The sequence below is a fragment of the Phascolarctobacterium faecium genome (assembly GCF_003945365.1).
GTDB classification, from domain to species: domain Bacteria; phylum Bacillota; class Negativicutes; order Acidaminococcales; family Acidaminococcaceae; genus Phascolarctobacterium; species Phascolarctobacterium faecium.
In genome coordinates this window covers 2127501-2146933 of record NZ_AP019004.1, presented here as the reverse complement: position 1 = coordinate 2146933, position 19433 = coordinate 2127501, and the positions used below count along the sequence as shown (strand labels likewise).

Below are 19433 nucleotides of genomic sequence, written 5' to 3'. Positions count from 1 at the left end.
CAAAATATGGATTTTAAAATAACAGCACCTTTTGAGCCGGATGGAGATCAGCCTCAGGCTATTGAGAAGTTGGCAGAAGGTATAGAAAGAGGACTGCGGACACAGGTCTTGCTCGGGGCTACCGGAACTGGGAAAACCTATACTATTGCGCAGGTTATTAATAAAGTGAATAAACCAACATTGGTTATTGCGCATAATAAAACATTGGCGGCACAGTTAGCAAGTGAGTTTAAAGCTTTTTTTCCTGAAAATTCAGTGGAATATTTTGTAAGTTATTACGATTATTATCAACCGGAGGCTTATATTCCACAATCTGATACCTATATTGAAAAAGATGCATCGATCAATGATGAAATAGATAAACTCCGACATTCTGCTACTAGCGCTTTATTTGAACGCCGTGACGTAATTATTGTGGCCAGTGTATCTTGTATTTATGGATTGGGTGCGCCACAGGAATATTATGATATGGTGCTGTCTCTGCGTGTAGGACAGAAGATTGACAGACAAGCTATTTTACGCAAATTAGTCGAGATTCAATATGATCGTAATGATATTGCGTTTCAACGTGGTACTTTCCGTGTTCGCGGAGATGTTATCGAAGTTATTCCTGCTGGCTATAATGAAAAAGCAGTACGCATTGAGATGTTTGATGACGAAGTTGAGCGGATATTGGAAGTTGATGTACTGACTGGAGAAATTTTGGCTAAACGCAGCCATGTTGCTATTTTCCCTGCTTCTCACTATGTAACCTCTCGTGAAAACCTGGATCGGGCAATGGAAGACATTAAAGTAGAATTGGCAGAACGACTTGAATATCTTAATTCACATAATAAATTGCTGGAAGCACAACGTCTGGAACAACGTACTAACTATGATCTGGAAATGATGAATGAAATGGGGTACTGCTCCGGAATCGAAAATTATTCACGGCATTTAGCTAATCGTAAGGCAGGAGAACCTCCATTTACTTTAGTTAATTATTTTCCCAAGGATTTCCTATTAGTAATTGATGAATCACATGTGACATTACCACAGATCAGGGCGATGTACGCTGGTGACCGTTCGCGTAAAGAGATGCTTGTAGAACATGGATTCAGGCTGCCTTCTGCTTTTGATAATAGGCCTTTTACCTTTGATGAATTTCAGCAGCAGATAAATCAGGTGATTTATGTTTCCGCAACTCCTGCAAAATATGAAATGGAGCAGACGCAGCAGGTGGTAGAGCAGATTATCAGACCTACTGGTTTATTAGATCCGCAGGTAGAAATCAGGCCAATCAAAGGTCAGATTGATGATTTGCTGAATGAAATACATAAAGTTACTGAAGCAGGAGAACGTACTTTAGTTACAACTCTGACTAAGCGGATGTCTGAGGATCTGACTGAATATTTGAAACAAGCTGGGGTAAAAGTCCGTTATTTGCATTCTGAGATTGCTACTATTGAGCGTGCTGAAATTATTGATGATCTGCGTAATGGTAAGTTTGATGTACTGGTTGGAATAAATCTGCTGCGGGAAGGCCTGGATTTACCCGAGGTTTCTCTGATTGCTATCTTAGATGCCGATAAAGAAGGTTTTCTACGCAGTGATACTGCTATGATCCAGACCATTGGCAGAGCTGCCCGTAATGAGCACGGACGGGTTATAATGTATGCTGACCGTATTACGGATTCAATGCGGCGTGCCATTGATGAAACAAACCGCCGCCGGGAACTGCAGGAAGATTATAATAAAGAGCATCAGATTACACCAAAAACTATCTATAAAGAACAACGTCAGCTGATAAAACTGACGAAGATTGCCGAGGATGACGGGACGGAAGATTACAGTGATAATGCGATAAAAAAACGGTCGGAAAAAGAATTGCAGAAAATGGCGAAAGAACTTGAAAAACGTATGGCTGTTGCTGCCAAGGAACTTAACTTTGAGCTTGCTGCAGAATTAAGGGACCGTTTGATCGTAATTAAAGGACAGTTAGGCCAGAAATTGTCGCCTAAACCTAAAAACAGGAGTAAGTAATGAAAGAACAATTAATTGTAAAAGGTGCCAGGCAGCATAACCTGAAAAATATCACAGTTGAGATACCGCGTGATGAGCTGGTTGTAGTTACCGGTTTATCTGGCAGCGGTAAATCTTCTTTGGCATTTGATACTATCTATGCGGAAGGGCAGCGTCGTTATGTCGAATCGCTGTCCGCTTATGCGCGTCAATTTTTAGGACAGATGGATAAGCCGGATGTGGATTATATTGAAGGGCTCAGCCCTGCCATTTCCATCGACCAGAAGACTACCAGTCGTAATCCGCGTTCAACAGTGGGCACAGTAACTGAAATATATGATTATATGCGCTTGTTGTTTGCCCGTATTGGAGAACCTCATTGCCCAAATTGCGGAAAAATTATTGAACGGCAGACAGTTGAGCAGATTGTCGATCATGTTCTGGAACTATCTGAAAATACTAAATTTATGGTTATGGCACCTTTGGTGCGCGGCCGTAAGGGTGAACATCAGAAAATTTTAGATTCTATGCGCAAAGCTGGTTACGCCAGAATGTATATTGATGGTGAGGTGCGCACATTAGATGAAGAAATATCTCTGGATAAGAAAAGAAAGCACGACTTATCCGTGATAGTTGATCGTTTGGCTGTACGTGATGGTATCGCTCAGAGGTTATCAGATTCTATAGAGACGGCTTTAAAGTTGGCTGATGGTTTGGTGGAAATAAATGTTATTAATGGTGAAACGCAATTGTACAGCGAACATTTTGCCTGCAGTGATTGTGGTATAAGTTTGCCTGAAATCGAGCCGCGTCTCTTTTCCTTCAATAACCCTTATGGTGCTTGTCCTGAATGTACTGGGTTGGGCATGAATATGGAATTGGATAAAGAGCTGATTATTCCAGATGGCGCTAAACCCTTTGCGGAAGGTGCAATTGCAGCACTCAGCACGAATATGGAAGCTTATCATATGAAACAGCTGGGAGCGGTTCTGAAGGCTTATGGATATGATTTTGGTACGGTTTGGAACGATTTACCGGAAAAAATAAAAGACTTGCTCTGGTATGGCAGCGGTGAAGAAAAATTTTCTTTTGTCTATGAAAATATGCAGGGAGAAGTAAAAAAACATACTACTGCTTTTGAGGGTATTATTCCTATGCTGCGCCGTCGCCATCGAGAAGCTTTTTCCGAACGGATGCGTTTGGATATTGAAGGGTTTATGACAAGTACTCCTTGCCCTGTGTGTCATGGTGCCAGGTTGAAAAAAGAGGTTCTTGCCATTCTTGTTGGCGGTAAAAATATTTGTCAGGTCACAGCGTTGACCGTACGTGATGCAATAGAATTTTTTAATGCGTTGAAACTTACTGAACGACAGCAGATTATAGCAAAACAAGTCCTAAAAGAAATTCTGGCCCGGCTAAAATTTCTGAATGATGTCGGACTGGATTATCTTACTTTGGATCGTGCTGCCGGAACGCTTTCTGGCGGTGAGGCACAGCGTATTCGTCTGGCAACACAGATTGGTTCTGGTTTGGTAGGCGTATTATATATTTTAGACGAACCAAGTATTGGGCTGCATCAGCGTGATAACAGTAAATTACTTGAGACATTGAAGCATTTGCGTGATCTGGGAAATACGCTGCTGGTAGTTGAACACGATGAAGAGACAATGTATGCTGCTGATCAGATTATTGACATTGGTCCTGGAGCCGGTGAGCATGGCGGTAATGTAGTAGCACAGGGAACTGCTGAAGTCGTCAAGCAGTCAGAGCAATCAATTACCGGTCAGTATCTTAGCGGACGCAAATTTATTCCTGTACCGAAAAAACGCAGAAGTAATGACGGTCGTTTTATTGAAATTAAAGGAGCCAAGGCAAATAATCTTAAGAACATCGATGTAAAAATTCCTTTAGGTGTTTTCTCTGTTGTGACTGGTGTTTCCGGTAGTGGCAAGTCAACGCTGATTAACGATATTCTTTATAACGCATTGGCTGCGAAACTGCATGGGGCACGTCTGCGGCCAGCAGACCATAAAGAAATTTTGGGATTGAGTGAGATCGATAAGGTTATTAATATTGATCAGTCTCCTATTGGAAGGACCCCTCGTTCAAATCCGGCTACTTATACCGGAGTTTTTGATTTTATTCGTGAACTGTTCAGCCAGACAAATGAAGCAAAACTGCGCGGTTATAAGCCAGGGCGCTTCAGCTTTAATGTTAAAGGCGGACGCTGTGAAGCTTGCCGCGGCGATGGTATGAATAAAATAGAGATGCATTTTCTGCCTGACGTATACGTTCCCTGCGAGGTATGTCATGGTGCCCGCTATAATCGTGATACCCTGGAGGTACATTACAAAGGAAAAACTATTGCCGAAGTTTTAGACATGACTGTAACGGAAGCCTGTGAATTTTTTAAAAATCTGCCACGTATTTATCGTAAGCTTGAGGTTCTTGAAGATGTTGGTTTAGGTTATATTAGGTTAGGGCAGGCTGCAACAACACTTTCCGGTGGTGAGGCGCAGCGCGTGAAACTGGCAACAGAATTATCACGGCGCAGCACAGGGAAAACTCTGTATATTTTAGATGAACCTACAACCGGCCTGCATATAGCAGATGTACATAAATTATTAGAGGTATTACAAAGACTGGTCGGAGCAGGTGATTCCGTCGTTGTTATTGAGCATAATCTTGACGTTATCAAAACTGCCGATTATATTATCGATTTGGGTCCTGAGGGCGGTGACAAGGGAGGTACTCTGCTTGCCTGTGGTACTCCTGAAGAAGTAGCTAAAAACAAGAAATCATATACAGGTCAATATATTAAACAAGCTTTGGCTCAGGCTAAAAAACATGGGTGGTATCAGTAATGAATGAATCTATTGCTAAAACTTTAGCTGTACTGCCGGATAAATCTGGCGTTTATATAATGCGTGACGAACATGGGAAAATTATCTATGTCGGAAAGGCGGTAGTATTAAAAAATCGTGTACGCAGTTATTTTCGTAATCTGGCATCACATACTGTAAAAGTTAAAGCATTAGTCGCAAAAGTTGCTGAAATAGAAACCATTGTTACAGACAGCGAAGTTGAAGCGCTTATTTTAGAATGCAATTTAATAAAAAAGCACCGTCCGCGCTATAATATTATGCTTAAGGATGATAAAACTTATCCTTATTTGAAGGTAACGATGCAGGAAGATTTCCCGCGTATTTATGTTACGCGCAAACAGCTTCGTGACGGTGCTAAATATTATGGTCCTTATGCAGATGCTGGGGCAATGCACGCTACTGTTAAACTGCTGCGGTCAATGTTTCCTTTGCGCAATTGCCGAAAAATGAATACCGATAGGCCCTGCCTGCAATATCATATTAAACGTTGCCTTGCTCCATGTGCGGGGTATGTTTCCCGAGAAGATTATGGAAAAATGATCAGAGCCGTGTGTTTACTGTTAGATGGGCGTACGTCTGAACTTGAACGTGAACTAAAGTTGCAGATGCAGCAGGCCGCTGAAAATTATGCTTTTGAAGAAGCTGCCCGGGTACGTGACCAACTGCAGGCTGTAATAAGACTGAACGAACAGCAGAAGGCTGTAACAAGCGGTGGTGATCTTGATGTAGTAGGTCTTGCCAAAGATAGTACCGGAACTTGTTTGCAGATATTTTTTGTTCGTGGCGGCAAGTTGATTGGTCGTGATAATTTCTTTTTACAAAATGATGATGACAGCGATCAGGAAATTTTGACTGCTTTTATTAAACAATATTATAACGAGGTATCTTTTGTTCCGCGGGAAATACTTTTGCCAGTTCTTCCTGCGGCGGATGAGTTGTTCGTTCTGGAAGAGTGGCTGACAGCAAGAGCCGGGCGTAAAGTTGAGTTTTTACAGCCCCGGAGGGGAACTAAACGTGAATTATTGCATCTTGCGGTTGAAAATGCAGCCAAACTTCTTGAAGAGAGGCTGCGCAAAGGTCAGGTTTCGCTGAAAACAGAGGAACAGGCGGCAGAAGAATTACAGAAAGCTCTGCAATTGCCAAATGCATTAGAAAGAATAGATTGTTTTGATATTTCGCATACTCAGGGAACAGAAACGGTAGCTTCAATGGTGGTTTTTCGTAATGGGAAACCCTGTAAAAAAGATTACCGCCGTTATAAAATTGAATCTACAGAAGGGAAACCAGATGATTTTAAATCAATGCAGGAAGTCGTTTACCGACGCTATAAAGATTATGAGGAACTGCCAAGTCTTGTCATTATCGACGGTGGTAAAGGACAGCTGAGTTCAGCGCTGGAAGTTATTCGTGGCTTAGGTCTGCATGAACTTCCTGTTATTGGCTTGGCTAAACGGGAAGAAGAAATATTTACAGAGGGTTCGTCTGAAAGTATCTTGTTGGATCGAGATTCTGCTTCTCTTCATTTGATACAGCGGATTCGAGATGAAGCACACCGTTTTGCCATAACATATCATCGTAAATTGCGTAGTAAGCGGAATTTGGTTTCGGTACTTGATCATATTGAAGGTATTGGCACGAAAAGACGTCAGGCTTTATGGAAACGCTTTCAGTCGCTGGATGCGATGAAAGCTGCCAGTGTAGAAGAATTAGCAGAAGTAGAAGGTATGAATTATCCAACAGCACAGCGTATTTATGATTTTTTTCGTTTAGATTTGCCAGAAAAGCGAGAAGTGCTTAAATAAATTAAATCGTCATTTATGTAAATTTTGTTTGATGACTTTTGCTGTATTGATGGTATAATATTATTAAAGAACAATTAGCGGTAATTTTGTGGTAAAACAGGACTTGCTTTTTGATGTCGTAGTTAATGCTTAATTAACAGAGCTTGAAAAAATAAGGTTTTGTTTTACAGCAGGTCGCTGATGTAGTTGAAAATATCAATTTAAGGAGTTGAAACAAATGGAAAAATGGGTATGTGATGTTTGTGGGTATATTTATGATCCGGAAATAGGAGATCCTGATAATGGGATAGCGGCAGGCACTGCTTTTGCAGATTTACCGGAAGATTGGGTTTGTCCCTTGTGCGGTGTTGGCAAAGACCAGTTCAGTAAACAATAAATAATAATATCAAAGAAGTTTCGCATAGCGAAACTTCTTTTTATTTTATAGTACTGTGTAAAAACTTGACGAGGTGCTTTCTAGTCTGTTGAGAATACGTACCCTTGTGGTATAATATATCTCGGGTGATGGTATGTATGCATTTTTTCTGCGCGCCGTAACTTTGAGCGTGCTTTATTTTTGTTTGATTTACTGGACTGATGTTATGGAGGTCGTCACATTGGGCGGTCTGATAGCAGGGGCATGTATTGCTGGTATTGGCAGTGCCTTAGTCCAGATTTTAGTATGGAAACTTGGTGGTTCTATCTTACGGAAGCGGGCTTTGCTGTTTGTGGGCAGCAGCTGTCTAACTATGGATATTATGCGTTTGCTGCCAGGTTACACAGTGACTGATAAATTTGGTGCGTTAGTTTTGCTGGCGGTATTTTGTCTGATGGTATTAGGTGTTACTGAACTAACAGTTAAAAAGGAGATCAAATAATGAAAATCAAAATGATTGCCAGTGATATGGATGATACATTGCTCAATAATGAGCGGAAAATATCTCCGCGTAACCTTGCTGCTATTAAAAGAGCATTAGCTGCAGGAATTGTTTTTACTCTTGCAACGGGCAGAATGTACAGATCTATCAAGCCCTTTGCTGAACAATTACAATTGGATGTTCCTTTGATCGCTTATAATGGAGCATTGGTAAAGGGTGCGCTTTCAGAAAAAGTATACGCTCGGAAACCAATGCAGCTGCAAACAGCTTTAGATGCTCTGTCCTATTGCAAAGAAAAAGACTATTATGTTCAGGTATATATAGATGATGAACTGCTTGTAAAGGAAGAAAATGAATATTCTCGTATGTATAGCCGTATTTCCGGTGTTCCTACGACTGCTGTTGGTGAAGCTGTATATCATATAACCAAAGCTCCGTATAAATTATTACTGATGACTGAAAGCAGTGATTTTGCAGCGGCTTGGCAAGATGTGGCGAATCGTTTTGATAGACGTATTGACGTAACCAGTTCTAAGGACAATTTTTTGGAGCTGATGGAGCCTGCGGTTAATAAATGGGTTGCTGTTAAAGAATTGGCGGAAAGTTTTGGTATTAAACCGGATGAAATCATGTGTATAGGCGACTCAAATAATGATATTTCGATGATTGCCAATGCTGGTATCGGAGTTGCTGTTGCTAACGCAAAACCTCAGGTCCAGCAGGCGGCAAAATTGATTACTGCTAGTAATGATAATGATGGCGTGGCATTGGCTATCGAAAATATACTTACCAGGCAGGCTGAGATAAATTTACAATAAGATAATTTACAGAAAAATAATAAAAGGCACCGCTGTTTTTACAGCGGTGCCTTTTATTATACGTTAACCATCTTAAGTTAACTAGTTGACTAAAAAGCGTTGACGAGCTATAATTTGATTGTTAACTAAAAAAAAATAAAGGTTTACGAAGGAGCTAGAGAAATGAAAAATTTAATTTTAAGCTTAGCGGATAGAGTTCTTCAGGGTGGATCAATAACCTGTCAAGAAGCTGAACAGCTTATTGATGTTAGCGATGATGATACGATGCTGCTTTTAGCTATGGCAGATAGAATCAGACAAAAGTTTACAGGGGATGCTGTAGATTGTTGTGCTATCATCAATGGCCGCAGCGGCCGCTGCCCTGAAAATTGTAAATTTTGTGCTCAGTCAGCCCATTATAATACTGGTGTTGAAGAATATTCATTGCTAGCGGAAGATGAGATAGTTGATGCGGCAAAAAAGGCTAAAGCTGCAGGTGCTGTAAGGTTTTCCATAGTTACCAGTGGACGCGGACAAAGTAAAGCAGACGATTTTGATAATATTTGTAAAACGCTTATTCGAATTAGAGAGGAAGTTGGTATTGAAATTTGTGCGTCGTTAGGAATATTAACAGAAGCACAGGCTTTTGAATTAAAAAAAATAGGTGTCACCAGATATCATTCTAATATTGAAACTGCACCCAGCCATTTTCCGGATATCTGCAGTACTCATACTTATGAAGATAAAATGTTTACGATCCGGAATGCTCAGAAAGCAGGATTAAGAGTTTGCAGCGGCGGTATTTTTGGACTTAATGAAACAGCAAAACAGCGTGTTGAAATGGCTTTCGAATTGAAGAGACTGGGAATAGATTCAGTGCCGCTTAATTTACTTACTCCCATCCCCGGTACTCCTTTTGCCGATAATAAAACTTTAACTCCTTTAGAAATATTGCGTGCTTATGCAGTGTTTCGGTTCATTTTGCCTAAAGCACTGATTAGAACAGCCGGAGGACGCGAAGTAAATTTACGTGATTTGCAGGCTTTGGCACTTAACGGCGGCCTTAACGGAATTATGATAGGCGGTTATCTGACTACGGGCGGACGCAGTACAGATGCTGATAAACAGATGATTAAAGATTTGGGACGTAAAGTTACTGTTCCGGTACTGTAAGTCCAAGAAGGTGAGAATATGCTTTACAGTGTCAAAATGCGTTCTGCGCAAGGAGGTCCGCATGAACAAGGCGGACGCCATATTTCTGGTGCCGAACGTATTTTAAGTGAAGAAAAAATAGAACAGGCGATTGTTGCAATGCTGCATAGGGCACAAAAGCATCAGCGTGGAATGGCGGATTTTATAAGCTTAAAAGTAGAAGCGGTAAAAACTGCAGATATTTTTTATCGTCCGTTGCTGCCGCTTTCAAGCTGTCAGGCAGATTGTGTTATGGCAGGCAGGAAAGCGGCTGTGGAGGAACTTGTTAAAGCCGGAGTGAGTACTGAAGCTGTAGCGGCTGGGATTTCCCGTATAATCAATCTGCGGGACAGTATGCGCGGAGCGATGCTTTTGGATGCGGATACAGGGCTAAGAGTGGACTCTTTAGGTGAACGTGGTGTGAGAGTCAGTAAAATGGATTGTGACAATTCAGAAAGATATGAGGCGAGACTTTTAGAAAAAGGGCTTTTGGGGGATCATGTCCGTGAGGCTTTGGTATTGGCATCTAAAGTGGCCAGTGCTGTTGGGGTTGTCGCTGAATTATGCTGGTCGGATGATCCTGAATATGTGACTGGTTATGTAGCTTCGGCAAAATATGGATATAAACGTATTCCTGTATTGAAAGAATATGGCAACCCGATTGGTGGCAGAGTTTTTTTTGTAGAGCAGGGAACTGATGTTCAGAAACTTATCACCTATTTACAGGATCAGGTAGTATTGATCAGACCGGAGGATAAATAAGATGCTTGAGACAAGGATCGCAAAAGAGTTGGCTTATATCAGTCAAGCAGGGCTGGCGCGTAGAATTACTGAGCTGTATTTTGTAAATCCAGCTCAGGCACAGGATCGAACCGGTAAGACTTACTTGGTATTGGCAAGTAATAATTATCTTGGTTTTACTCATGCTCCGGAAGTTATTGAAGCAGCTTCCCAAGCGGCTTTAAAATTTGGTACTGGTTCCAGTGGTTCACGACTGACTACTGGAGGGACCTTCATAGCAAGTGAACTGGAAAAGCGACTGGCAGATTTTAAGCATAGTGAAAGTGCTTTGGTTTTTAATACAGGCTATATGACCAATTTGGGAGTCTTGTATGGTTTGCTGCAAACTGGTGATGTTGTTTTCAGTGATGAACTTAATCACGCAAGTATTATTGACGGCTGCCGTATTAGCCGTTGCAAAGTGGTTGTTTATAAACATAATGATATGGCAGATTTACAGCGGCTTTTAGAGACGGAAATTGTTACTGGTCAGCGATTTATCGTTACAGATGGAGTTTTCAGTATGGATGGTGATATTGCTGATCTGCCTTCTTTGGCGGTGCTGAAAAAACAATTCAATGCCTTCCTTATAGTTGATGATGCGCATGGAGTGGGCGTAATTGGAAATGATGGCAGCGGAACGGCGTCTCATTACGGTTTAACGGATGTAATAGATCTGCAGGTAGGAACATTGAGCAAGGCGTTGGCAGCAGAAGGAGGTTATGTAGCTGGTAAAAAAATACTTATTGACTATCTTATTAACAGGTCACGACCGTTTATTTTTTCAACAGCATTAGCTCCTGCTACTTTAGCGGCAGCTAATGCAGCGTTGTTACTTTTACAAACTCAGGCTTCAAAATACCTTGATTCTTTACGGGCAAACTCAAGACTAATGCGCCGGCTTTTATTGGAAGGTGGATTGAATGTTGTTGAAGGTATTACTCCGATTATACCAGTTGTCATTGGGGAGGCTGGGCTTACGATGCAATTTGCTGACAGGTTGAAGTCGAAAGGTATTTTAGTGTCAGGTATTCGCCCGCCGACAGTCCCTCGTGGCGAAAGCCGCCTTCGGATAACGGTTACAGCTGCTCATTGCGAAGAGCAGTTGCGTCAGGCGGCTCAAATAATTACTGCGCTTTGGCAGGAACTAAAACATGGTGAAAAGAAAGAAGGCTGAATAAATGTTGGGAATAGGCGTTACGGCAACGGATACTGAAATAGGTAAAACAGTAGTAAGTGGAGCCTTGGCGGCAGCTATGCGGCACCGCGGTTATAAAACTGGCGTTTACAAACCTGCTGCTTCAGGATGTGTTAAGAATAGTGACGGGAAGTTGATTTCTACAGATGCCGAGTTTTTACTGCACTGCGCGGGGCTAAATGTGGAAAAACATGATCAGGTCGTACCATATGTATTGGAGGCTGCCTTGGCTCCTGCTGAAGCCAGCCGTCTTGCTGGTATAAAAATAGATCCGTGTGTAATGCTGGCAGGAGCAAGGGAGATGCTTTTGGGCAGTCAAATCAGTATAGTTGAAGGCGTAGGAGGAATCTCCGCGCCTTTGACTGATGAATATTTGGTTAAAGATTTTTTCAGTGAACTGAAGCTGCCTTTGGTTATAGTGGTTAAAGCTGTTCTAGGTAATGTTAATCATGCTGTATTGACGGCTGAATATGCAAGGATACATGGTTTGAAAGTAGTGGGATTGATAGTTAATGGTTGGGACAGAAAAAAAGCTGGTGCCTTGGAGCAAAGCAATCTTTATTATTATGAGAAATTAACCGGTTTACCAATTTTAGGAAAATTGCCAGTCCTATCTCAGCATTTGCTTGATGAATTTAATAGTCGTGAATTAGCTGAAATTACAGAGGCGAACATTGATATTGATAGAATATTATCATTAGCAGGAGGTACTGTAAAATGAATCAATGGGAATTTATGGATAAAGAATATATCTGGCATCCTTTTACACAAATGAAAGGATGGAACGAAAATAAGCAGCTGGTAATTGATCATGGCGAAGGAGTCAAATTGTATGATGTTGAAGGAAACGCTTATTATGACGGTATTTCCAGTTTATGGGTTAATATACATGGACATCGCCGTCGGGAAATTGATGAAGCTGTAAAAAAACAGCTTGATAAAATAGCCCATACTACTTTGCTTGGTCTTATTAATAAGCCTTCTGCTGAATTGGCGAAAAAATTAGTTGAGGTAACGCCTAAAGGATTGAATAAAGTTTTTTATTCAGATGACGGATCTACAGCTGTGGAAGCGGCAGTAAAAATAGCTTTTCAATACTGGCAGCATAAAGGTTTGCCTGAAAAACAGCAATTTATCAATTTGGGAGATTCTTATCATGGAGATACGGTAGGTGCGGTTAGCGTTGGTAATATAGATGTTTTTCATAAAGTCTACAAACCTTTGCTTTTTAATACTAAAAAAATGACTTGCCCGTCGTTTTACCACAGCAGTATAGAGGGGATAAACAGTGAAATAGAATTCCGGGATTTTTTGCTGCAGGAGTTGGAAGATTATTTGAAAGAAAACAGTGATAAAGTTGCTGCAATGATTATAGAACCTCTTGTACAGGCAGCTGCAGGAATGTTGATGCAGCCTAAGGGGTATATCAAAGGTGTACGTGAACTTACCAAAAAATATAATGTGCTTCTGATAATTGATGAGGTTGCGACTGGATTTGGCCGTACCGGGAAATTATTTGCCTGTGAGAATGAAGGTATCTGTCCGGATATGATGTGCTTGTCCAAAGGTATTACCGCAGGTTATATGGCATTAGGTGCTACAATGGTGACTGATGAGATATACAATACTTTTTTAGGTGAAGCAGCCGAATATAAAACTTTTTACCACGGACATTCATATACCGGTAATCCTTTGGCTTGTGCAGCTGGTGTTGCCGGGTTGGAGCTTTTTGAAAAAGACGATGTTATTGAAAATCTGCCGCCCAAAATGGCAGTTATTGCAGAACATATACAGAAGATGAATACTATGAAATATGTTGGTAATGCGCGCCAATGCGGTATGCTTGCCGGTATTGAGCTGATGCATGATAAAAATTTAAAAATACCCTTTGACTCAACTCTTTTGATGGCAGGGGGAATTTGCCAGACAGCCAGGAAATATGGCCTTATTGTAAGGAATATTGGTGATGTTATTATTTTTATGCCGCCGCTGGTAAGTACGGTACAGCAGATAGAAGAAATGCTGAGTATACTGGAACAAGCAATGCAGGAAGTTTTTGAGAAACTCGATCTGCATAGTAACATTAAATTTTCTGATCCCTGCGCATTTTAAGTTTTGCTGATTAAGACGCCCTGAAATGGGCGTCTTTTTTGATTACTGTGATATAATATGATAACTTGACGAGGTATTTTCGATTCTGTTGAGAATATATACCCTTGTGGTATAATAAACCTTATAGGGTCATTTATTATGGTTTTAGTATATATGGAGGTGAGCTTATGGAAGAATCAAAGTTTCTGATCATTACAGGGATGTCCGGTGCAGGTAAAACACAAGTTGTGCGGACGTTGGAGGATATGAATTTTTTCTGTATTGATAATTTGCCACCGGCACTTATTCCTAAGTTTGCCGAATTATGTCGTCAAACGCAGGCCCGTAATACTGCTCTGGTAGTAGATGTACGCGGTGGTCGTTTTTTTGACGAGTTGATAGAAATATTGGACGAAATGAAAGCTATGGGACATGAATATGAATTGTTGTATCTTGATGCATCGGATGATAGCTTGATCAGGCGGTATAAAGAAACACGTCGCCGTCATCCGCTCGGGCAGGGTAAAAGCCTCAGTGAAAATATTGCTGTAGAGCGTGAGAGATTGACTGAAGTACGCAACAGGGCTACACACATTATCGATACTACTGATATGCCTACAGCAGAGCTGAAAGAAAAAATTTGGAAGTTGTATTCAGGCAATGGCGGTGTAGAGCGCATGATTGTTTTAGTACAGTCCTTTGGTTTTAAACACGGACTGCCATTAGATAGTGATATGGTCTTAGATGTCAGGTTTTTGCCCAATCCGTTTTATGAAGAAGATTTAAAGCGTTTAACTGGCAATGACCAGCCGGTTGCCGATTTTATTTGTCGTTTCCCTCAAACGTTTCAGTTTCTGAAAAAAGAAGAAGAAATGCTTGAATTTTTGTTGCCACAGTACATTTCCGAAGGCAAAAGCCAGCTTGTTATAAGTGTAGGCTGTACCGGGGGACAGCATCGTTCGGTATTTATAGCAAATCGATTGTATGAATTTTTGCGTACACAGGGCTATGCCGTACAGCTTACTCATCGTGATCTGCAGCGGAAAAACAAATAAGAGGAGGTTCCTATGGGCTGGATCAGTTGGTTATGTCCGGGAATAAACCTGAAACGCTGGTTGCTGCTTTTTGCAGGGGGCGTGCTGTGCTGTGCTATTGGGCTGGCACTATTTTTCAATTACCAATTTATGGGTTTTGTTGAAGAAATGCTTTTTCGTATGTCATATCTTACTACTGGTAAATATTCTAATACCGTCTCGATGTTGACAGGTTTTATTTCCCTATGTGCTGGATTATTTATTATGTATTATGCAACTCGTAAAATTATTCGTTCTGTAGTTGAGGCTGTTATGCCAGATAATAATGCGTCGCTGATGGAAATAATCTTTACGCAGCGCAAGCTGACACGCGGTCCGGCAATTACTGTTGTTGGTGGTGGCACTGGACTTTCAACTCTGCTGCGCGGTATGAAATATATTACGAATAACTGTACTGCTGTTGTCACTGTAGGTGACGACGGCGGATCTTCAGGAAGGCTGCGGAAAGAAATGGGGATTTTACCGCCCGGTGATCTGCGCAACTGCCTGGTTGCCTTGGCGGATCGCGAACCTTTGATGGAACGGATCATGCAGTACCGTTTTAAAGGCGATTCGCCGCTGGCGGGACACAGTTTTGGCAATCTGTTTATTGCTGCCATGGCTGAAGCTGAAGGCGGTATGGAAGCAGGCCTTGCTGCCACGAGTCAGATTTTGAATGTGCGCGGTAAAGTTGTTCCGTCAACGCTGCGTGATATCAGACTGAAAGCAGAAATGACGGATGGCAGTATTATTAACGGTGAATCGGAGATACCAAAAGCACATAAAAGAATCAGAACGATGGCTATGGAACCAGCCGATGCACCGGCAACTGCCAGTGCAGTGCAGGCTATTCTAAATGCTGATATCCTGATTTTTGGTCCGGGCAGTCTTTATACCAGTGTCATACCTAATCTATTGGTAACAGGTATTCGTGATGCCGTTATCAAATCAGAAGCTGTGAAAATCTATATATGCAATGTAATGACGCAGCCCGGAGAAACAGATGGTTATGGGGCTTTTGAACATGTACAGGCACTTATTCAGCAGGCTGGAACCCAGTTTCTAGATTATGTTATTGTTAATGACCAGCGGGTTACAGCGGCGCAATTAGCGCAATATAACGAAAAAGGTTCTATGCCTGTTACGCCCGATATCAAAAAAATAGAACGGCTTGGGATCCAGGTTATTCCCACGCGTCTTATCAGTAATAAAGATTTAGTGCGGCATAATCCGCAGAAACTGGCGCAGGTTATTATTTCTTTAGTTTATCGTTTACGTTTATTTGGCAAAGGTATACAATTTTTTGATTACTTCTTTATGCGGCAAAGCATGCGTGAATTAAAGAAAAAATAGATATATCAATTATTTTATAGAAGGAGAATGACCGGTGTCTTTTTCTAACGAAGTGAAAAACGAATTAGCCCGGCTTGAAAACGGTAAACAGTGCTGTGAAAAAGCCGAACTGTTTGGTTTGCTGAGAATGAGTGGTGCTATTATTTTAAGAGGCCGAAATATGGGTATTCATTTTTCGACCGAAAATGCTGCTTTAGCCAGGCGTGTGCTTCAGTTGTTTAAAAATAACTACGATGTTAAAACAGAAGTAGTAATAACAAGATCACGTCGCCTTAAAAAAAACAATCGCTATCAGGTAAAAGTAGTACCTTCACCAGAGGCTGGTAAAGCTTTGGAAGAATTACAGCTTTTGCCGGCAGAAAATGAAGGAGGCAAAACATCTTTATTAACAACTCCTTGCTGCCGCAAATCTTTTCTGCGCGGAGCTTTTCTAGCGGGTGGCTCGATCAGCAGACCTGCCAGTGATTACCATTTGGAAATGGTAACTGAGAACCAGGATTTTGCGAAAATGATCATGAAAACTATGCAAGGATTTTCATTGCCTGTAAAAATAACAGACAGAAAAAATGATTATATCGTTTATTTGAAAGAAGGAAATGGTATCACCTCGTTTTTATCAGTTATCGGAGCACATAATGCTTTGTTGGAATTTGAAAATGTACGTATTGTTAAAGAAATGCGCAATAATGTTAATCGAGTAGTTAACTGTGAGACGGCAAACCTTAATAAAGTTGTGCAGGCGGCTGTACAACAGCTTGAAAGCATACGTTATATAGAAAAACATCTGGGATTGGGAAAATTGCCGCTGACATTACGTGAAACGGCAGAATTACGCTTAAATCATCCCGACGCTTCTCTAAATGAATTAGCTGATCTATCCGAAGGGAAAATAGGAAAATCAGGAATTAATCACCGCTTGAAAAAAATACAGCATTTAGCTGAAGAACTAGGGATGATAAAGAATGAGTGATCTTTGGAAAAAGTATAAAAAATATATGGCTGCCGTTGGTATTAGTATAATAGTATTACTTGCTTTAACAGCTTTTTATGTAAGGTATGACTATCAACAGTATTGTGAAGAGGCTGTGCCGATATTGGAATATCATGGCATCGGGTCGGCAGATGGCTGGATGGAAGAACTGTTTGTTTCTAAAGAAACTTTTGAAACGCATTTGCAATATTTGCATGACAATGGTTATAAAATGGTATCAGTGAAAAAAATGGCAGAGATGTTTGCCAATGGTGAATCTACAGAAAAAACAATTGTTATGACCTTCGATGATGGCTATCTTGATAACTATACTAATGTTCTGCCGCTTTTAAAAAAATATAACGCTACAGCGACCTTTTTTGTTGTTCATAGTAAAATAGGGCATTACAGATATATGACACACGATCAGATACAGTCTTTGATAGATAATGGGATGGAAATTGGTTCTCATACAATCAATCATCAGATACTTACGGATATAGATTCTCAGTATTTGAGTTGGGAGCTTGCTACTTCGCGGTATTTTCTGAAAAAAGATTATAATGGTTATGTAGTTCGTTCACTTTCATATCCTAATGGTATGTATAATTCAAAAATTTTAGCGGCGGTAAAAGAATACGGTTATTACTGGGCTGTTACTGGGAATGCCGGCACTGTCAGTAAAAAAACTATGGAACAAAAGCCGTTGGAATTAGGACGTATTTATATTGACGATTCAAATATCAATACTTTTAAAGAAAGATTGCGTTATTCTTATTGGGTTGGATACTTGAAAGAACGAGGCATTAACATACATTTTTTCAAGAGCTTATAAGAAAATATCAGGAGAACACTTGCAGAAATCTGCAAAAAACGGTAAAATAAATCAGTAAGCAAAACATATTGGGGGTATCTTAAAATGAGAAAACACATTAAAACCGTGAATAAAGCAATTCTGAACAAAACTTTAAAAACCGGCGGCTGCGGCGAATGTCCTGCTTCCTGCCAATCTGCCTGCAAAACTTCCTGCACTGTTGGCAATCAGGTTTGTGAGCAAAAATAATTCAGGCTGTGGCTTTATTTAACTAGTATATTTGTTTAATTTGCAGCTCCCTGTTTTACAGGGGGCTGTTTTACTATGAAAGGTGGAAATACATGCTTATTCATAAAATGCGTCTTGATGAATATATGGCTGTACTTGACGTTAACAGTGGAGCTGTGCATCTGGTAGACGATGTCATCTATGATTTGCTTGATGTTTTTGATGGAACTAATGATGATGAAGCCATTGCGGCCTTACAAACAAGCTATCCGGAAAAAGATTTGCGTGAAGCTTTAGAAGAACTTCATCAGTTACAGGCAGAAGGATTACTTTTTTCTCCTGAATTTGAAGTGCCCCAGACTTTTGCAGAAACACCAATACTAAAATCGTTATGTCTGCATATAGCTCATGACTGCAATCTGCGCTGTGGATATTGCTTTGCAGGGACAGGTGATTTTGGAGGATATCGTGCAATGATGAGCAAAGAAACAGCTGAAAAGGCTGTGGAGTTTGCTATAGCTGGCAGTAAAATGCGTCATAACTTAGAGCTGGATCTATTTGGCGGTGAACCGCTGATGAATCCTGAGGTTGTCAAACATGTCATAAACTATGTGCGTCGTCGTGAATTTGAAACCGGCAAAAATATCAAATTGACACTCACTACTAACGGAACACTTTTGAATGATGATATTATTCAATTTTTAAATGATAATCGTGTCATGCTTGTTCTTAGTTTGGATGGCAAAAAAGAAACTCATGATAATATGAGGCCGTTCCCAAATAAAACGGGCAGTTATGATGCAGCTGTTCGCGGGTTTAAAAAAGTTATTGAAAGCCGGAATGGAAAAAATTATTATCTGCGTGGTACTTATACTCATTTTAATCCGCATTTTGCTGAAGATACTCTCGATATGACAAAGATCGGGAAAGAACTTTCTGTAGAACCTGTTGTAGGAATTGACGAACCTTATGTACTTACCGAAGCTGATCTGCCTGTACTATATGAAGAATATGATAAACTGGCAAGGGCTTATCTGCAAAAGCGCCGTGAAGGCGATGCTTTTGATTTTTTCCATTTTAATGTCGCTCTTGATAACGGACCTTGTGTGGCTAAACGTTTAGCAGGCTGCGGTGCTGGGCATGAATATTTTGCCATAACGCCCGAAGGCGACATTTATCCATGTCATCAGTTTGTAGGCAGAGAAGAATACAAATTAGGAACGTTGGAAACAGGTGTCGTAAAACCTGATCTGGTACAAAAATTCAGACATACTCATGTGATGACTAAGACAGAATGCAGTACTTGTTGGGCTAGATTTTTCTGTAGTGGAGGCTGTCATGCTAATGCTGATCTTATCAATGGTGACATCAGCAAGCCATATCAATATGGCTG

General features: G+C 40.7%; 17 protein-coding genes (1 of these 17 only partly in view). All 17 read left to right on the top strand.

What is annotated here, in order from left to right; genetic code table 11:
- Positions 1-6 precede the first annotated feature (6 nt).
- Positions 7-2022, top strand: a complete 2016-nt coding sequence (uvrB, locus tag PFJ30894_RS10355; RefSeq protein WP_113077834.1) for an excinuclease ABC subunit UvrB — start codon at positions 7-9, stop codon at positions 2020-2022.
- Positions 2022-4865, top strand: a complete 2844-nt coding sequence (uvrA, locus tag PFJ30894_RS10350) for an excinuclease ABC subunit UvrA (protein ID WP_113077835.1) — start codon at positions 2022-2024, stop codon at positions 4863-4865. The genes uvrB and uvrA overlap by 1 nt, the downstream gene beginning before the upstream one ends.
- The gene (gene uvrC / locus PFJ30894_RS10345; RefSeq protein ID WP_125669762.1) at positions 4865-6688 is read left to right on the top strand and encodes an excinuclease ABC subunit UvrC; all 1824 of its coding nucleotides are present in this window, start codon (positions 4865-4867) and stop codon (positions 6686-6688) included. The genes uvrA and uvrC overlap by 1 nt, the downstream gene beginning before the upstream one ends.
- A gap of 217 nt (positions 6689-6905) precedes the next feature.
- Complete coding sequence (gene rd / locus PFJ30894_RS10340) at positions 6906-7064, top strand: rubredoxin (RefSeq protein ID WP_021717921.1); 159 nt, start codon at positions 6906-6908, stop codon at positions 7062-7064.
- A gap of 133 nt (positions 7065-7197) precedes the next feature.
- Entirely contained in the window at positions 7198-7545 is a 348-nt protein-coding gene (locus PFJ30894_RS10335) for a hypothetical protein (protein WP_021717920.1), read from the top strand.
- Positions 7545-8363 (top strand): Cof-type HAD-IIB family hydrolase, encoded by an 819-nt coding sequence (locus tag PFJ30894_RS10330; RefSeq protein WP_021717919.1) that lies wholly within the window; start codon positions 7545-7547, stop codon positions 8361-8363. The genes PFJ30894_RS10335 and PFJ30894_RS10330 overlap by 1 nt, the downstream gene beginning before the upstream one ends.
- Before the next feature lie 162 nt (positions 8364-8525).
- Positions 8526-9515, top strand: a complete 990-nt coding sequence (gene bioB / locus PFJ30894_RS10325; RefSeq protein ID WP_113077839.1) for a biotin synthase BioB — start codon at positions 8526-8528, stop codon at positions 9513-9515.
- Between the two features lie 18 nt (positions 9516-9533).
- Positions 9534-10295: a 6-carboxyhexanoate--CoA ligase gene (locus PFJ30894_RS10320; RefSeq protein WP_125669761.1), complete on the top strand. Its 762-nt coding sequence runs from the start codon at positions 9534-9536 to the stop codon at positions 10293-10295.
- A 1-nt stretch (position 10296) separates the two neighbouring features.
- Positions 10297-11490 (top strand): 8-amino-7-oxononanoate synthase, encoded by a 1194-nt coding sequence (gene bioF, locus PFJ30894_RS10315; protein WP_113077841.1) that lies wholly within the window; start codon positions 10297-10299, stop codon positions 11488-11490.
- Between the two features lie 4 nt (positions 11491-11494).
- On the top strand, positions 11495-12232 hold the full coding sequence (gene bioD / locus PFJ30894_RS10310; RefSeq protein ID WP_125669760.1) for a dethiobiotin synthase: 738 nt from the start codon (positions 11495-11497) through the stop codon (positions 12230-12232).
- Positions 12229-13623, top strand: coding sequence for an adenosylmethionine--8-amino-7-oxononanoate transaminase (gene bioA / locus PFJ30894_RS10305; protein ID WP_125669759.1), 1395 nt, complete (start codon positions 12229-12231; stop codon positions 13621-13623). The genes bioD and bioA overlap by 4 nt, the downstream gene beginning before the upstream one ends.
- 167 nt (positions 13624-13790) lie before the next feature.
- The gene (gene rapZ / locus PFJ30894_RS10300) at positions 13791-14657 is read left to right on the top strand and encodes an RNase adapter RapZ (RefSeq protein WP_021717913.1); all 867 of its coding nucleotides are present in this window, start codon (positions 13791-13793) and stop codon (positions 14655-14657) included.
- Between the two features lie 12 nt (positions 14658-14669).
- Entirely contained in the window at positions 14670-16028 is a 1359-nt protein-coding gene (locus tag PFJ30894_RS10295; protein WP_113077844.1) for a gluconeogenesis factor YvcK family protein, read from the top strand.
- A 34-nt stretch (positions 16029-16062) separates the two neighbouring features.
- Positions 16063-16998, top strand: a complete 936-nt coding sequence (whiA, locus tag PFJ30894_RS10290) for a DNA-binding protein WhiA (RefSeq protein ID WP_021717911.1) — start codon at positions 16063-16065, stop codon at positions 16996-16998.
- Entirely contained in the window at positions 16991-17833 is an 843-nt protein-coding gene (locus tag PFJ30894_RS10285; protein WP_125669758.1) for a polysaccharide deacetylase family protein, read from the top strand. The genes whiA and PFJ30894_RS10285 overlap by 8 nt, the downstream gene beginning before the upstream one ends.
- 84 nt (positions 17834-17917) lie before the next feature.
- Complete coding sequence (scfA, locus tag PFJ30894_RS10280) at positions 17918-18061, top strand: six-cysteine ranthipeptide SCIFF (RefSeq protein WP_113077846.1); 144 nt, start codon at positions 17918-17920, stop codon at positions 18059-18061.
- A 92-nt stretch (positions 18062-18153) separates the two neighbouring features.
- On the top strand, positions 18154-19433 hold the 5' portion of the coding sequence (gene scfB, locus PFJ30894_RS10275; RefSeq protein WP_125669757.1) for a thioether cross-link-forming SCIFF peptide maturase. The gene runs 127 nt beyond the window's last position; the window shows 1280 of its 1407 coding nt (coding positions 1-1280); it begins with the start codon at positions 18154-18156; its stop codon lies off the right edge, out of view.

Bases quoted from the DNA above. Each gene is read 5' to 3' on its own strand.
- bioD (WP_125669760.1), top strand. From the start codon at position 11,495: ATGTTGGGAATAGGCGTTACGGCAACGGATACTGAAATAGGTAAAACA.
- PFJ30894_RS10335 (WP_021717920.1), top strand. From the start codon at position 7,198: ATGTATGCATTTTTTCTGCGCGCCGTAACTTTGAGCGTGCTTTATTTT.
- rapZ (WP_021717913.1), top strand. From the start codon at position 13,791: ATGGAAGAATCAAAGTTTCTGATCATTACAGGGATGTCCGGTGCAGGT.
- PFJ30894_RS10285 (WP_125669758.1), top strand. From the start codon at position 16,991: ATGAGTGATCTTTGGAAAAAGTATAAAAAATATATGGCTGCCGTTGGT.
- PFJ30894_RS10320 (WP_125669761.1), top strand. From the start codon at position 9,534: ATGCTTTACAGTGTCAAAATGCGTTCTGCGCAAGGAGGTCCGCATGAA.
- PFJ30894_RS10295 (WP_113077844.1), top strand. From the start codon at position 14,670: ATGGGCTGGATCAGTTGGTTATGTCCGGGAATAAACCTGAAACGCTGG.
- PFJ30894_RS10330 (WP_021717919.1), top strand. From the start codon at position 7,545: ATGAAAATCAAAATGATTGCCAGTGATATGGATGATACATTGCTCAAT.
- bioF (WP_113077841.1), top strand. From the start codon at position 10,297: ATGCTTGAGACAAGGATCGCAAAAGAGTTGGCTTATATCAGTCAAGCA.
- bioB (WP_113077839.1), top strand. From the start codon at position 8,526: ATGAAAAATTTAATTTTAAGCTTAGCGGATAGAGTTCTTCAGGGTGGA.
- rd (WP_021717921.1), top strand. From the start codon at position 6,906: ATGGAAAAATGGGTATGTGATGTTTGTGGGTATATTTATGATCCGGAA.
- uvrC (WP_125669762.1), top strand. From the start codon at position 4,865: ATGAATGAATCTATTGCTAAAACTTTAGCTGTACTGCCGGATAAATCT.
- uvrA (WP_113077835.1), top strand. From the start codon at position 2,022: ATGAAAGAACAATTAATTGTAAAAGGTGCCAGGCAGCATAACCTGAAA.
- bioA (WP_125669759.1), top strand. From the start codon at position 12,229: ATGAATCAATGGGAATTTATGGATAAAGAATATATCTGGCATCCTTTT.
- uvrB (WP_113077834.1), top strand. From the start codon at position 7: ATGGATTTTAAAATAACAGCACCTTTTGAGCCGGATGGAGATCAGCCT.
- scfA (WP_113077846.1), top strand. From the start codon at position 17,918: ATGAGAAAACACATTAAAACCGTGAATAAAGCAATTCTGAACAAAACT.